This window comes from Corallococcus sp. bb12-1, from assembly GCF_026626765.1.
In the GTDB taxonomy this organism is placed as follows: domain Bacteria; phylum Myxococcota; class Myxococcia; order Myxococcales; family Myxococcaceae; genus Corallococcus; species Corallococcus terminator.
Genome location: NZ_JAPNJZ010000033.1, coordinates 212,303 through 227,050 on the forward strand (window position 1 = coordinate 212,303; position 14,748 = coordinate 227,050).

The 14,748-nt window shown below is 69.3% G+C and carries 15 protein-coding genes; 10 read left to right on the forward strand and 5 right to left on the reverse strand.

Annotation, left to right across the window (positions count from 1 at the left end; genetic code table 11):
• Nucleotides 1–2 precede the first annotated feature (2 nt).
• Both OV208_RS39120 and OV208_RS39125 read right to left on the reverse strand, forming a co-directional pair.
• Complete coding sequence (locus tag OV208_RS39120) at nt 3–839, reverse strand: hypothetical protein (RefSeq protein WP_267579063.1); 837 nt, start codon at nt 837–839, stop codon at nt 3–5.
• The gene (locus tag OV208_RS39125; protein ID WP_267579064.1) at nt 836–1,822 is read right to left on the reverse strand and encodes an ABC transporter ATP-binding protein; all 987 of its coding nucleotides are present in this window, start codon (nt 1,820–1,822) and stop codon (nt 836–838) included. The genes OV208_RS39120 and OV208_RS39125 overlap by 4 nt, the downstream gene beginning before the upstream one ends.
• Before the next feature lie 278 nt (nt 1,823–2,100).
• Here OV208_RS39125 and OV208_RS39130 point away from each other — a divergent pair, with 278 nt between their 5' ends.
• The 5 genes from OV208_RS39130 to OV208_RS39150 all read left to right on the forward strand — a co-directional run bounded on the left by OV208_RS39130 (nt 2,101) and on the right by OV208_RS39150 (nt 6,814).
• On the forward strand, nt 2,101–2,310 hold the full coding sequence (locus tag OV208_RS39130) for a hypothetical protein (RefSeq protein ID WP_267579065.1): 210 nt from the start codon (nt 2,101–2,103) through the stop codon (nt 2,308–2,310).
• Nucleotides 2,311–2,373: 63 nt separating this feature from the next.
• A complete protein-coding gene (gene hemB, locus OV208_RS39135; protein WP_267579066.1) occupies nt 2,374–3,342 on the forward strand; it encodes a porphobilinogen synthase in 969 nt (322 codons plus the stop codon).
• Nucleotides 3,343–3,534: 192 nt separating this feature from the next.
• On the forward strand, nt 3,535–3,954 hold the full coding sequence (locus OV208_RS39140; protein ID WP_267579067.1) for a hypothetical protein: 420 nt from the start codon (nt 3,535–3,537) through the stop codon (nt 3,952–3,954).
• A gap of 23 nt (nt 3,955–3,977) precedes the next feature.
• Nucleotides 3,978–4,595, forward strand: a complete 618-nt coding sequence (locus OV208_RS39145) for an RDD family protein (RefSeq protein ID WP_267579087.1) — start codon at nt 3,978–3,980, stop codon at nt 4,593–4,595.
• Entirely contained in the window at nt 4,580–6,814 is a 2,235-nt protein-coding gene (locus OV208_RS39150) for a D-alanine--D-alanine ligase family protein (protein WP_267579068.1), read from the forward strand. Before OV208_RS39145 ends, OV208_RS39150 begins: the two co-directional genes overlap by 16 nt.
• A 60-nt stretch (nt 6,815–6,874) precedes the next feature.
• Here OV208_RS39150 and OV208_RS39155 read toward each other — a convergent pair whose 3' ends face one another.
• Together OV208_RS39155 and OV208_RS39160 are read right to left on the reverse strand one after the other, a co-directional pair.
• Nucleotides 6,875–8,179 (reverse strand): phospholipase D-like domain-containing protein, encoded by a 1,305-nt coding sequence (locus OV208_RS39155; RefSeq protein WP_267579069.1) that lies wholly within the window; start codon nt 8,177–8,179, stop codon nt 6,875–6,877.
• A gap of 140 nt (nt 8,180–8,319) precedes the next feature.
• Nucleotides 8,320–9,747, reverse strand: a complete 1,428-nt coding sequence (locus OV208_RS39160) for a carotenoid oxygenase family protein (protein ID WP_267579070.1) — start codon at nt 9,745–9,747, stop codon at nt 8,320–8,322.
• Between the two features lie 176 nt (nt 9,748–9,923).
• On the opposite strand from OV208_RS39160, the gene OV208_RS39165 reads away from it, so the two are divergent.
• The 3 genes from OV208_RS39165 to OV208_RS39175 are packed head-to-tail and all read left to right on the forward strand — an operon-like array spanning nt 9,924 to nt 12,223.
• Nucleotides 9,924–10,610, forward strand: coding sequence for a TetR/AcrR family transcriptional regulator (locus OV208_RS39165; RefSeq protein WP_267579071.1), 687 nt, complete (start codon nt 9,924–9,926; stop codon nt 10,608–10,610).
• Nucleotides 10,611–10,655: 45 nt separating this feature from the next.
• Entirely contained in the window at nt 10,656–12,044 is a 1,389-nt protein-coding gene (locus OV208_RS39170) for a P1 family peptidase (RefSeq protein ID WP_267579072.1), read from the forward strand.
• 56 nt (nt 12,045–12,100) lie between these two features.
• Nucleotides 12,101–12,223, forward strand: a complete 123-nt coding sequence (locus tag OV208_RS39175) for an aminopeptidase (protein ID WP_267579073.1) — start codon at nt 12,101–12,103, stop codon at nt 12,221–12,223.
• Between the two features lie 35 nt (nt 12,224–12,258).
• Here the strand turns inward: OV208_RS39175 and OV208_RS39180 are convergent, their stop codons facing one another.
• Entirely contained in the window at nt 12,259–12,774 is a 516-nt protein-coding gene (locus OV208_RS39180) for a hypothetical protein (RefSeq protein WP_267579074.1), read from the reverse strand.
• Nucleotides 12,775–12,867: 93 nt separating this feature from the next.
• Here OV208_RS39180 and OV208_RS39185 point away from each other — a divergent pair, with 93 nt between their 5' ends.
• Nucleotides 12,868–14,019 (forward strand): AI-2E family transporter, encoded by a 1,152-nt coding sequence (locus tag OV208_RS39185; protein WP_267579075.1) that lies wholly within the window; start codon nt 12,868–12,870, stop codon nt 14,017–14,019.
• 47 nt (nt 14,020–14,066) lie between these two features.
• Nucleotides 14,067–14,748 (forward strand): hypothetical protein (locus OV208_RS39190; protein WP_267579076.1); only part of this gene is annotated, 682 nt, incomplete at its 3' end.

Genomic DNA, 14,748 nt, shown 5'->3' on the forward strand with positions numbered 1-14,748 from the left:
GCTCAGCAGTCCTTTCCTTCGAAGTGCCAGAAGCCCACCGCGAGCGCTCCCAGTCCGAACACCAGCACGCCGCCCAGCAACATCCCCAATGAACCCGGCAGGAGCGGGGTGTTGCTCGCGAGGTCCGCCGCTCCGACGGCCAGCGCCGACAGCCGGGGCAGCACCAGCGTCACCGCGTCGAAGGACGCGCGGCCGACCCCCGCCTCCAGGTACCGCGACACGTCCGCGCGGAACCCCGCCAGGATGCCGCCCACCAGCAGCACGAAGCCCGCCGCCGAACACAGCGCCGCGCTGCGCACCAGCGTGGCCGTGGTCAACATCACCGCGTACACCGCCGCGAACCCCACGCACGCCAGGCCCCCCGCGACGAGCGGCCCCACCGTCCAGTACCCCGTCTTCACCCCGAAGATGAGCGTCAGCCCACCCGCCGCGTACACCGTGCCGCCCACGGCCAGCGTCATCACGCCCAGGAAGGTGCCCGCCAACAGGTGCCAGCGCTGCAAGGGCAGGGCGAGCAGGTGTTCGATGCGGCCGGGCGACAACAGGCCCGGCGCGAAGTCCGAACACGCCACGATGCCGAAGAGGATGCCGCCGTAGAACACCAGGTAGGCCGCCGCGCGGAAGATGGGCCGCAGCGCCACGTCCACGGACACGATGTTGGCGCGCACCACGTTGCCGAAGAGCCGCGTCGCCGCGAGCGCTCCGTCCACGACCTCCAGCTTGAGGCTGAGCGCCACGGTGGCCAGCACCAGCGTGAGCCCCACCATGAACGCCAGGATGAACTTGCGCGACGCCGCCTCGCGCAGCACGTACCCCGCGATGACGAAGACGGGATTCATGCCGCCACCCCCGGGCTGCCCACCGCGCCCAGCAACACCGCTTCCAGATCCGCGCCCTCGCGCCGCAGGTCCACCAGCAGCGCGCCGGAAGCCCGCGCCCGGTCCAACGCCACGTTGAGCACCGTCACATCCGCCGCGTCCACCACGTAAACCCCTTCCGCCTGGGCGCCTTCAACCAGAAGGCCCGGCGCTCCTGCCGACTCCGAAGCGGGACCACCCACCAGCACGAAGCCCGCGGCCTCCAGGGCGGAGGCCGGTGCACCGGGCGCGAAGCGCACGCGCCACCGGGCCCCGCCGCGCGCCAGGTCCTCCAGCCGGCCTTCGCGCAGCACGCGCCCGTCCGCGAGGATGGCCACCCGGTCGCACACCCGTTCGGTCTCCGCCAGCAGGTGCGAGTTGAGGAACAGCGTCACGCCCCGGCGCACCTCCTCCTGGAGGATGCGGCGCACCTCCAGCCGGCCCATGGGATCGATGCCGTCCGTGGGCTCGTCCAGCACCAGCAGCGCCGGGTCTCCCAAGAGCGCCGCCGCCAGCCCCAGCCGCTGCCGCATGCCCTTCGAATACCCGCCGATGCGCCGGTCCACCGCGTCCGACAGCCCCACGCGCTCCAGCAGGCGCAGCAGCCCTGGCGCATCCGGCTTCAGCCCCTTGAGCCGCGACACGGTGGCCAGGAACGCAGGCGACTTCCACGTGCCGGGCAGGTGCAGCCGCTCCGGCAGATACCCGATGCGCGCGCGGATGGCCGGATCCTCCGGGGAGCCGCCCAGCACCCGCACCGTGCCCGCGGTGGGCCTCACGATGCCGAGCACGCTCTTGATGAAGGTCGTCTTGCCCGCGCCGTTGGGGCCAATCAGCCCGAAGGCACTGCCCGCCGGGACGACCAGATCCATGCCCCGGAGGGCCTCGTGGCCGCCGCGGCCGAACGCGCGGTGATAGGTCTTTCGCAGGCCCTGCACTTCGAGGGCGGGAGGGGGAGTCGTCACGGTTGCGACTGTAGACGACCCACGAGGGCGACGATTGCCTCCAACTCGTACGCGGGGGAGGGGCGAGCGGGCCTGAAACTTTCCATCCGCCCGCGTCCGCCTATTCGCGTCGCTGGGAAACACCTTGCGCACCCTCCCAGGCCGTGGCGCGCCGCGACACCCCGTCGTTCCAGGGCGTTGCGTTTCTGGGGGCTCCAACGGTGTCCTTGGTCCGCGCCCTGCAAGCCTTCAGGGGGACACGCGGCAATCACGCGGCACACCTTCAGGGAGTCACTGGCATGACGTGGACGAACGGAACCGAGCAGCAGCTTCAGGACGCACGCCGCGAACTGGAGGCGGCCGAGCAGGATTTGGCCAGCGGGACCGAGGCGGCTCGGGTGCGCTATGCGCGGGCGCTGTACGAGGCGGACCTCGCCCACCGGCGGGCCGACCGCATGGCGCGCGACAGCCGCCGCCAGCAGCAGAGCTGGCGCCCCGTCGCTGGCTGAGCAGGCAGGTGGATGCGAGGGAAGGGGTGAAGCGCGCGGCCGGGCGGTTTATACCGGCGACCCATGGCCCACCCCGTCCACCGCCCCCGCCGGCTGCGCCGCTCCGCGGCCCTCCGTGACATGGTGAGAGAGACGCGTCTCTCTCCCACGGACTTCATCTACCCGCTGTTCGTCGTCGAAGGCCGGGACATCCGCCGCCCCGTGTCCTCCATGCCGGGGGTCTTCAACCTGTCGGTGGAGCACGCCGTCCAGGAGGCGAAGCACGCGAAGTCGCTGGGCGTGCCGTCCGTCATCCTCTTCGGCATCCCGGACCACAAGGACGCGGAAGGCACGCAGGCCTACGCGCGCGACGGCATCGTCCAGCGCGCCATCCAGGAGATCAAGGCGGCGGTGCCGGACCTCCAGGTCATCGCGGACGTGTGCCTGTGCGAATACACCGACCATGGCCACTGCGGCGTCCTGGATGGTCAGCATGTGGCCAACGACGCCACCCTGCCACTGCTCGCGCAGATGGCCGTCACGTGCGCGCAGGCGGGCGCGGACATCGTCGCCCCGTCGGACATGATGGACGGCCGCATCGGCGCCATCCGCAAGGCCCTGGACGAGGTGAAGCTCACCGACACGCCCATCATGGCGTACTCGGCCAAGTACGCCTCTGGCTTCTACGGTCCGTTCCGTGAGGCCGCGCAGAGCACGATGAAGTTCGGCGACCGGCGCGGCTACCAGATGGACCCGGGCAACGTGCGCGAAGCCATCCGCGAGACGGCGCTGGACGTGGAGGAGGGCGCCGACTTCATCATGGTGAAGCCCGCCCTGTCGTACCTGGACGTCATCCGCGCGCTGCGCGAGAACTTCGACCTGCCGCTCGCCGCGTACAACGTCTCCGGCGAGTACGCGATGCTCAAGGCCGCCGGCCAGAACGGGTGGCTGGACTACGAGCGCGTGATGATGGAGGTCCTCACGTCCATCAAGCGCGCCGGGGCCGACCTGGTCATCACCTACCACGCCCTGGAAGCGGCCAAACTCCTCTAGGCAACACGCCGGGCGCGACATCGTGGCGGAGAGCTTGATTGGCTCCGCCGCTTGCGCCCAAATGGTCCCCACACGATGCCCACCCAGAAGAAGCGGCCCGGACGCAGAACCGCGAAGCCTCCGCCTCGACGCGCCCCCGCCACCCGCAAGGGTTCGCGCGCGGGCAAACGCCCGGGCCAAGGCCGCACCCCCGTGGTGCGGGCTCCCGGTCCGTTGCAGTACAAAGTGGTGGAGCTGTCCACGGTGGACGAGGGAGCGCTGGAGCGCACCTTGAACGAGTGGACCGGCAAGGGCTGGAACCTGGACGGCGTGCAGTTCGCGATGCGCGAATCCTCCAAGCGCCCGGCCATGGCCTTCATCTTCTTCACCCGCGAAGGAGAGGCCGCGCAGCACGACGAGGCGGGCGCGCGCGAACGGCTGCAGCGGTTGTCCGAAACGGGCAGCCCCACCGCGCGACTCGCGGCCGGATACGCAAGCCACGCCGACGAGCAATCCCAGACGGTGGTGCCCTTCGTCCACCCGCTGTCCGCGCACGAGCGGCTGGCGCGCCTGGCCGGGCTGGATGAACCGGAAGCCCGCGAAGAGGGCCTCACGCTGGAGCCGGAAGAGTGAGCGCCGCTCCCGAACGCAGCTTGATGGCCACGGACCGGGGCACGGGCCGCGTGCTGCGGCTGGTGCAGGAGGACGCGCAGCCGGACTCGCCGTATCCGAAGGCGTCCCTGCTATTGCGCCTGGGCGCGCGCGTGGTGGACTGCCTGACGGCCTGGGGACTGTACGTCGTCTGCGGCGCGGCGGGCGCGGTGGTGGCGCTGCTGTTCCTGCTGCTCGCGGACGGGATGCTCCAGGGGCAGAGCGTGGGCAAGCGCATCTTCGGCGTGAAGGTGATGCACCTGCCCACGCGGTCGGCCGCGCGGCACCGGGACAGCACGCTGCGAAACGCGCCGCTCGCGCTGGTGGTGCTGCTGGGGATGATGCCCGCGCCGCACGGTCTGGTGGCCGCGGCGGCGGGCTTCGTGGTGATTGGCGGCGTGGAGGCGTGGCGGGTGCTGAGAGATCCGCTGGGCCTGCGACTGGGTGACACGTGGGCGCAGACGCAGGTGGTGGACGGGAAGGTTGTGGCGGGCGCGACGGTTGCAGCCCGCACGCCGGTGGCGGCGGCACGCGCTCCGGGCCGTTTGATGTCCGCGGCGAAGGTGCGCCGCGCCAAGGCATTCAGGAAAGGGATACGGAGTAAGCCATGCGCATCGCGCTGACCTACAACCTGCGTCTGTCGGACACGGAAGAAGAGGCGGAGTTCGACACGCAGGAGACGGTGAACACGCTGGCGGGAGCCATCGAGCGACTCGGGCACCGCCTGGAGCGCTTCGAGGTGAGCGGTCCCGCGTCGCGCACCGTGGCCCGCCTGGAGGCCTACAGCCCCGACCTCATCTTCAACACGGCCGAGGGCCGCCGGGGCCGCTTCCGCGAGGCGTTCTACCCCGCGCTCTTCGACGAGCTGGGGTTCGCGTACACGGGCTCGGATGCGTACGCGCTGGCGCTGACGCTGGACAAGCAGCTCACCAAGCTCATCCTCTCCAAGCACGGCATCCGCACGCCGGGCTGGCAGTACGTGGAGAAGCTCAGTGAGCTGGCGGTGGAGGGCCTGCACTTCCCCGTCATCGTGAAGCCCAACTTCGAAGGCTCCTCCAAGGGCATCACCCAGGACTCCGTCGCGGAGACGCTGGAGCAGGCGCGCGAGAAGGTGGCCAGGGCGCTGGAGAAGTATCCGGCGGGCGTGCTGGTGGAGGAGTACATCCGCGGCCGCGACCTCACCGTTCCGTTCCTGGCCGCGGTGGACAACGACTACGACGGCGTGCTGGCGCCGGTGGAGTACGTCATCGACCCGGAGGTCTCCGCCGGGCGCAAGTACGCCATCTACGACTACGACCTGAAGACGCGGCGCGAGAAGGCCGTGACGGTGCGTGCCCCGGCGGACATCCCGCCGAAGATGGCGGAGGACGTGCGCAAGATGGCGCAGAAGATCCTCCAGGTGCTGGACTGCCGCGACCTGGGACGCCTGGACTTCCGCCTCTCCGACGCGGGCGTGCCGTACTTCCTGGAGATCAACGCGCTGCCCAGCCTGGAGCCGGGCGCGGGCATCTACTCCGCGGCGGAGCTGGAGGGGCTGCACCTGGACGGGGTGATCAACTCCATCATCCAGAGCGCGGCCAAGCGCTACAAGATCCGCGACTCCTCGCGGCGCCAGGGCAAGCCCGCGCGCAAGTCGGGGCCGCTGCGGGTGGGCTTCGCCTTCAACGTGAAGCGCGTGAAGCCCAGCGCCACGGCCACGGGCGAGACGGTGGAGGACAGCGAGGCGGAGTACGACTCGCCCAACACGCTCCAGGCCATCCGCGAGGCCATCGCGTCGTGGGGCCACGAGGTCATCGACCTGGAGGCCACGGCGGAGTTGCCCACGGTGCTTTCCAGCACGCCGTTGGACATCGTCTTCAACATCGCCGAAGGGTTCAAGGGCCGCAATCGCGAGAGCCAGGTGCCCGCGATGCTGGAGCTGTTGGACATCCCGTACACGGGCTCTGATCCGGCGACGCTGTCGCTGGCGTTGGACAAGGCGCTGGCGAAGAAGATCGTCCGTCAGGCGGGCATCCTCACGCCCAACTTCCAGTTGATGGTCACGGGCAAGGAGCGGCTGAACAAGGAGTTCACCGGCTTTCCGCTCATCGTGAAGCCGGTGGCGGAAGGCAGCTCCAAGGGCGTCGTCACCAAGAGCGTCTGCTACTCCGAAGCGGAGCTGCGCGACGTGGTGAAGGAGATCGCCGGCAAGTACCAGCAGCCCGCGCTGATTGAAGAGTACATCGGTGGGCGCGAGTTCACGGTGGGCCTGCTCGGCGAGCGGCGTCCGCGCGTGCTGCCGCCCATGGAGATCGTCTTCCTGGACAAGGCGGAGAAGAACCCCGTCTACAGCTTCCAGCACAAGCTGGATTGGACGGACCGCATCCGCTACGACGCGCCCGCGAAGCTGGAGCCGTCGCTGCTGGAGAAGCTGCGCACGGCGGCGCGCAATTCGTTCATGGCGCTGGGATGCCGCGACGTGGCGCGCATCGACTTCCGCATGGATGACAAGGGGCGCATCTACTTCATCGAGTGCAACCCGCTGCCCGGCCTCACGCCCGGCTGGAGCGACCTGGTGCTCATCGCGCAGGGCTCTGGCATGGACTACCGGACGCTGATTGGCGAAATCATGGCGCCGGCCATCCGCCGCTACAAGGAGCGCGAGGCGCGCCGGGCCCAGACGGAGCACCCGCCCGGTCCCACGCCGCCGCTCAACAAGGTGGTGCAGCGCATCGAGGAGCAGACGGCGCAGGCCAACGCCGCCGCGGCAGCGTCCGCCGCAGCAGCAGCGTCCTCCCAGGCCCATGGCAATGGCAACCCGGCCCCCGGGGAGCAGCCCGTGCGCCCTGATCTGAAGTCCTAGCGCCGCTGAAGGCAGACGAGGGCAGGGGGCCTGCTTCCCCTGCCTTCTCCAGGGCCTCGCTCAGCCGTCGCTGAGCGCCTGCGTCCAGCCCTTCTCGAAGTTGTCGTGGAAGGCCTGCCACAGCGTGTCGGAGTAGTACTTCACGAAGTTCTCGTCGTTGTAGCGCAGCGAGTTCTTCGACAGGTTGTGCGAACCCGTCAGCACCATCTTGCGCACCGTCCCGTTGAAGTTCCCCGAATAGACGAAGTGCTTGCTGTGGGTGAGCACCTCCCGGGGCGTACCGTCGCCCGTCTTCACGTTGTTGGCGGAGACGTCATAGAGCTGGCGCACGGTGATGTTGGACGAGCCGCCCAGCTTGGAGCGGACGCCCGCGTCCATGTCCGTGTAGAGCACGCGCACCTTGCAGCCCAGCTTCGCGATGCGCAGCAGCTCCGTGGCCACGATGATGCGGCTGTCGTTGAAGTGGTTCTGGTTCACGTCCAGCGTGCAGCCCGGCGACGCTGACTTCACGTAGTCCGTGAAGTTGTTCGTCACGGTGTCGGACGACAGCTCGTTGTCATTGCCCGTGCGAGGGAAGAAGTAGGCCGTCCACGGGGCGTTGGGGGAGCTGTAGTAGCCCTGGCCCGACGTGGGGTTGTAGTAGTCCGTCGTCTTCGTCCCGCCACGCAGGTCGTTGTGGTAGCCGACCCAGGAGTCGTACCAGTCCCAGTCCTCGTAGCCGACGACCATGTCGTTCCAGTAGTTGTTCTGGGAGTAGGTGTTGTTCCACGAGCCCTGCACCACGACGCGCTGGATGCGATTGCCCTGGGGATCCGTGGTGGTGGAGAAGGTGAAGATCTTGTCGTGCATGATGGTGCCTTCACGGTCGAAGCCCGCGATGCACGCGCTGCCCGCCCCCGTGCCGTTGCACCGGGTCAGCTCCAGCCGCGTCGCGTCCGGGCACGTCGCCGCCGGAGGGACGTGGCTGCTGATGTCGTGGATGACGCCGCCGGAGGCGAACTCGGAGGCCGCGCCGCCGTTCTGCTCGTCCACCACCAGCCGCACGATGACGCCCCGGCACAGCGCGGCCTTGATGGCCGCGTTCAGGTGGTCCGTCGTCCACAAGAACATCGCGATGCGGATGTAGGAACCCTTCGGGCTGTTGTCGATGAGCCGGACGAGCTCATCCTTGATGCGGTAGTCGCGCGTGGCCGTGTTGTCCGGCTGGTTGAACACGACGTAGAGCCCGGGCACGTTCGTCGCGTCCTGCCGCAGCGACGCCAGGTTCGGGTCCGTCTGCGCCGGGGGCTGACACCCCACGAGCGCCACCGCGAGTCCCACCACCGCCAGGAGCCCTGCACGCGCACTGCGTCGCTGCTGTTTCATGGCCTGCCTCCGCGTCTTCAAGTCTCGCCATTTAGTATGAAATGGCGAGGAAAACAGGGAGGGCCGGACTACGTCTGGATGAAAGCCATTCTCATGGATATGGAAAATTCAAGGACCGGGGCGGTCGCGGGGCAGGGCGCTCAGGCGGGCGCGAAGCCGCCGTGGAACGTGGGCGGCAGGGCGTGGTCGAAGTGGCACCGCGCCACGGGTCCATCCTCCAGCCGCTGCGCGTCCAGCACCGCGACGTGGGACGCATCCGCCTTCGCGTCGTAGACCTGCGCGATCAGCCACCCGTCGTCCTCCGCGCTGCCTCCGGAGCGGGGGACGAAGACGGGCTCGGAGGGGTACTGGCTCTCGCCCAGCGCGGCCTGCGTCATGCGGCCCGTCGCCACGTCGTAGCGCATGACCGCGTCGAACGCGCCCTTCCGGGCCTCCAGGGAGGAGTGCCCGCCCAGGTACACCGTCTGGTGCGCCCGGCCCACCACGCCAGGGGCCACGCGGGGGAACTCGCAGCTCACGTCCGAGCGTTGCTCCGTGCGGAAGGTGCCTGCCTTCACGTCCACCACCGCCCGGTGCAGCATGCCCTGGGCCGGGGTGCCGTTGCCGCCGCGCAGCAGGTCCCCCAGCCACTGGTTCGTCGTGAAGTCGGGGTAGTGCACGTAGTCCACCACCAGCGTGTCGCCCTGCTCGTACGCGTTGGCGAAATGCCACAGGTAGAACGCCTCCGCGGGGATGCGCACCGGGTGCGCCACGTCGTCGATGGGCACCACCAACACCTCCGCGCCCGCGTCCGGCCGCCACCGCAGGTTCTCCGAGTACGAACCCATCCGCAGCAGCATGCGGAAGATGTTGAGCCGCAGCGGCGCCAGGAAGAAGACGAGGTAGCGGTCCGTGGCGATGAAGTCGTGCACCATCGTCGCGCCCGGCAGCGTCACCTCTCCCATCCGCCGCGCCTTGCCCCCGTCCGGCAGCGCGTACAACTCCGCCTTCGTCTCCCGGCCGTAGCTGATGCCGAAGTTGTAGGACGTCTTGCGCGACGGCACGCGGTGCGGGTGCGCGGAGAAGCTACCCGCCACCACGCCCTCCAGGTCCGATTCGCGCACGGTGGACAGGTCCTCCATCGACACCTCCACCGGCTTGTCGGCCTCGAAGAGCGCGTACAGCTTGCCGTTCCACGCCATCACCGACGTGTTGGCCGAGTTCTTCTGGGCGTTGCGCAGCTTGTGCCACAGCGGCGTGGGCGTGCCGTAGGCGCCGTAGCGCTGCGTGCTCGCCTGGCGCTCGGCCAGCATGGAGGGCGTCTCCAGGAGCCGCGCCGCGCCCTTCACGCCGTCCGGTCCGAAGCGCACGCCCAGCATCCCACCGTCCCCGTCGAACCAGTGCTGGTACGGCCGGCCGTGCACTTCGAACGTCCAGGGCCCCACCCGGTACAGCGAGCCCCGCAGCCCTTCAGGCACCTGACCCTCCACCCGCAGCGGTTCGAAGCCGTGCTGGCGGGGAAGCGTGCGGAAGCCCCGGAGCCAGCCCGGTGCCGTCGAGGACGTCGTCTGCTTCATCGCGGTCGTCATGGCGCAAAACCCTTCTTCCTGATGCGTGTGGAAGGCCGGGGACACCCCCGTGTCCCTTCAGGATGTAGACACAGTAAACATCGCATGTTGTCGCTGTCAACATGGATGTTGACGCTGGTAACTTCGTGCCCTGGATGGTTAGGTCGTGAACGCGAAACGGTGAGGAGGCACGGACGGTGGCGACCCGGAGCAAGCGGACCCTGAAGCAGACGCCGAAGGAGCCGCCGGCGGAGAAGGCGCGCTACCACCATGGGGATCTGCGCCAGGCGCTGGTGGACGCGGCGGTGGCGCTCATCTCCGAGGAGGGCTTCGGCGCGTTGACGCTCCGGGAGGTGGCCCGGCGGGCAGGCGTCACGCACGCGGCGCCCTACCGGCACTTCACCGACAAGGAGGCGTTGCTGGAGGCGGTGGCGATTGAAGGCTTCCGCACCATGGCGCGCGAGATGCGCGAGCGCATGGCCACGGCACCCCCGGGGCCCCTGGATCAACTGAGCGCGGCGGGCGTGGCCTACGTCCTCTTCGCGGTGCGCCACCCGCCGCACTTCCGGGTGATGTTCGGGCCGCACTTCCGGCACCCGCTGAAGCCGGAGAGCCCGCCAGGGGAGGAGGACGCCTTCGCCCTGCTGGTGCGTGGCATCGCCTCCGGGCAGGCGGCGGGGCTGCTGCGGGCTGGCGATCCACGGGCCCTGACGCTCACCGCGTGGTCGCTGGTGCATGGGCTCGCGTCGCTGTTCGTGGACCGGCAGTTGGATGAAGCCGTGAAGGGCCTGGAGGCCGCGGAGGCGCTCGCCGTCGTGCAGACGCGGCTGCTGATCTCAGGGCTCGCGCACCCGGGAGCGGGCGGAAACAGCGACAGTCGGTAGGGAAGCGGGGTTGACCGTCGGAGATTGTCGGGTACGGTCGGTTCCATGGTGCGGATACCGGAAGAAACGGGGCCGAGGGTCCGGGCGCGGGAGCTGGGACTCCCGCTGGGGCGCTTCAAGACGGGCAAGTACAACGCCATCACCGACGTGGAAGGCGTGCTCGTAGGGCACTCCACCATCATCCAGGGTGCGGGCCCGTTGAAACCCGGCCACGGTCCGGTGCGCACGGGCGTCACGGCCATCCTGCCCAACCTGGGCAACATCTTCATGGACCGCATGAGCGGGGGCGGCTTCGTGCTCAACGGCGCGGGCGAAGTCTCCGGCATGACGCAACTCATGGAGTGGGGGCTCATCGAAACGCCCATCCTGCTCACCAACACCATGGCCGTGGGCGCGGTGTCCGACGGCGTGGCCCGCTACCTCGTGCAGCGCTACCCGGGCATCGGCGACGAGCACGACGTCATCATCCCCGTGGTGGGCGAGTGCGACGATTCGTGGCTCAACGACATCTCCGGCCGCCACGTGCGGCAGGAGCACGTCCTGGAGGCCATCAACAACGCGGCCACCGGCCCGGTGCGCGAGGGCAACGTCGGCGGCGGCACTGGCATGGTGACGTGCGACTTCAAGGGCGGCATCGGCACGTCGTCGCGCAAGCTGCCGGAGGTGCTGGGTGGCTACACGTTGGGCGTGCTCGTCATGTCCAACTTCGGCAAGATGCACAACCTGCGCGTGGGCGGCCTGCCGGTGGGCGAGGTGCTGGCGGAGAAGTTCAAGAACACCCCCCACCGCGGCAAGTCCTACGGCTCCATCATCGCCGTGGTCGCCACCGACGCGCCCCTGTTGAGCCATCAGATCAACCGCCTCTGCAAGCGCGTGGGCCTGGGCATCGGGCGGGTGGGCAGCTACGCGGCGCACGGCTCCGGAGAGATCGTCGTGGGCTTCTCCACCGCGAACATCATCCCCAGGCGCACGCAGAAGATGGTCTACAAGATGAAGATCCTCCTGGATCAGCGTCTGGACCCCCTCTACGAGGCGGTGATGGAGGCCACCGAAGAGGCCATCCTCAACGCCATGTGCATGGCCACGCCGATGACGGGCGTGAACGACAACTACTCCCCCGCGCTGCCCCTGGACGAGGTCCGCCGCTTCGTGGACGCCTGCCGGCCCATCTTCGCCTCGGTGAAGAAGCGCCCCCACCAGACGAGCGCGCCGGCCTCCAAGGAGCGCCCCAGCGACGAGGACCGGGAGGGGGAGGTGACGGTGTCGTCCGCCCTGCCCACCAACGTGCGCGGCGCGGAGGGCATCCCATTCCCCACCCGTCCCGCCCCGAACGAGCCCGACGGCGACCCGGAAGGCCCTTCCGGACCGGAATCCGGAGGAAATGTCCCCCCGGGCACCGCCGACCCCGAGGGTTCCTCTTCCGGGGGCCGGTAGGCTTCTGATAGGTAAGACCCCCTTTACTCCATTCCGGAGCCCCAGGAGCCACCCACATGGCCAACAGCAAGAGCAAGCACCGCCGCGTGCAGATGAAGATCCGTCAGCATCACAAGAAGCGGGTCAAGAAGCAGAAGGCCGCCGCCAAGGTCGCCGCCGCCGAAGGCAAGAAGAAGTAGTCATCGCCCTGGGCGCCGCTCCCGGCGGCCCTGGCTCACCGCCGGGTCGCCGTGAAGGGGCGTGTCACAGTGCAACGCTGGCTGAGGTTGCCCTGGATGCGTGAGTAGTTGCCGGTGAAGTTCCCCGTCAGGCTTCCTGCGGCTCCGCTTTCCGCCGTCCCTCCGGTGAAGGACGCGTTGAGGCTCAGGAAGGTCGTCAGCCCGCCATCGCTGCTGGGCGGCGGCGTCCCCGTCAGGCTCAGGCTCCCTGTCGCCTGCACCTTCCCCTTGAGGGCCAGCCCGTCCAATGAGCCGGTGAGGGTGCCTCCGTCGCGGTTGAGCACCAGGTCCTTGCCGTTCGGCAGGGGGGGCACGTTCAGGCTGACGCACTCGGGCGGAAGGCCTGCGTCATTCGGGAAGGCCAGGGGGTAGCTGCCCTCCACCGGGGCGCAGTTCTCCGCGCAGTCCAGCGGGGTGCCTTCGTCGCCGCAGGCGGGCGCGAGCATGAGGAGGGTGCTGCTCACCAGGGCCGTCGTGACGGCCGCCAGGGGGAGGAAACGTCCAGTAGTCATGGGTGGGAATCTCCGGAGGGGTGGGGCGGGCTTCCAGGTGGGAAATGCCGTTCCTACGTTGCGTGCAGTGGTTCTGGGGGACGGGGTGGGGCGGTGACGGCGGGCGATACGAAGCGGTGGTCCAATTTCATCTTCGCGGGGCTCTTCGCCGTCGCGTTGATTCTGTTTTCACGCATCCTGCTGCCGTTCATGATGCCGGTGCTGCTGGGCGGCTTCCTGGTGGTGCTCTTCATGCCCATCCAGGACTCCTTGAGCCAACGGCTCCGGGGCCGCAAGTCCCTGGTGGCCGGTCTGTCCACCCTCACGGTGTTCCTGCTCATCCTGGCCCCGCTGGCGCTGGTGGGCTGGATGGTGGCCCGGGAAGTCCTCCAGTTCGTCGGCCAGGCGCAGGACCTGTTGGATCAGGTGGACCTGCGCCACCACCTGCTCGCGTCGCTGCCCCGGGGCCTGAGCCGCTACGTACGCTTCGACCCGGAGAGCTCGGAGACGGAGCGCCTGCTGATGACGGTGGTGTCGGGCGGCGCGGGGCTGCTCGCGGACGTGGTGGGCGCCGGCACGGAGCTCATCGTCAACATGTTCCTGATGACGGTGGCCATGTACTACTTCTTCCTGGACGGCCGTCGTCTGGTGAACGAGGTGGCGAAGCTGCTGCCGCTGGAGCGCCGCTACTTCGACGCCTTCTCGCACGAGTTCACCGACGTCGCGTACGCCATCATCTACGGCAACACCCTCACCGCGCTGGTGCAGGGCGCGGTGGGCTTCCTGGGCCTGCTCATCGCCGGGGTGCCGCACGCCGGGGTGTGGGGCGCGGCGATGGTGCTGGTGGCGCTGGTGCCGGTGGGTGGCACGGCGCTCGTCTGGGGCCCCATTGGCGTCATCCTCATCGCGGCGAACCGGGTGAGCGAGGGCGTGTTCCTGCTCGCCTGGGGCACCTTCCTGGTGGGCAGCATCGACAACGTCATCCGGCCCCGGCTGTGCGGCTCGCGCATGGCGCTGCACCCGCTGCTCGTCTTCCTGTCGATGTTCGGTGGGCTGGCGGTGTTCGGGATGATGGGCCTGCTGGTGGGCCCGCTCATCGCGTCCATCTTCATGGCCATGGTGCGCATCTACCGGCGCGACTTCCTGGGTCGGGCGCAGGAGGCGCAGCCGTCCCCCAACGTGCAGGAGGACTCCTCGCCTTCCCTGAACCTGGAGCCTTCCCACGTGCCCACGTCCGCGAACGTGGGGCACGCGATGAACGCTTGAGCGCCGAGCCTGGACTTCGCATCCGGCCTGGGTGAACCTGACCGGGCATGACGACCACCGGAAGCGCGAGGGTCCCTTCGGGGCTGCTGTGGACCCTGGCCCTCGTCGGAGCCCTGGCGGCTCCGACCGCGGCGGCCTCTGGACCGCTGGACCCGACTGCCTTCCGACCCGCTTCCCAGCGGACTCCGGCGTCGCTGTCGCTGAAGCTGGACGCCGGGAAGGGCTCGGCCGTGGAGCCGGAGGTGGGGGCACCCACCTGGCTGCGGTTGAACCTGGCGCTGACCGCGACGTGGCGGCGCTACTGCGCGCGGCCGGGCGTGGACGGCTGCGGCGCGTTCGAGCGGCTTCCGGAAGATGAGCAGGTCGGGGACACGTCCGACTTCTCCTCGTCGCAGCCGTACCTGGGGCTGGCGTTGGAGCTGGAGTTGCTGCCCCTGGCGCGGAGTGATTCGTCGGTGTTGCGCGGGCTGGGCCTGCAACTGGGCGCGCAGCGCGGCTTCTCCTCGTCGGACGTGACGCTCACCGGAGACGGGGGCCAGACGCCGGTGCGCGAGGTGACGGCCACCGACACCGCCTTCACAGCGCAGGCGCTGTACCGCTTCTACTTCCGCTTCGGCACCACGCGGCCCCAGCAGGGCTACGTGGGCGCGCGCGCGGGGCTGCAGACGCGCGCGTTCGACGTGGAGGAGGCCGTGGACAACCCGCTGTCCGGCACGCACCGAGTGTTCT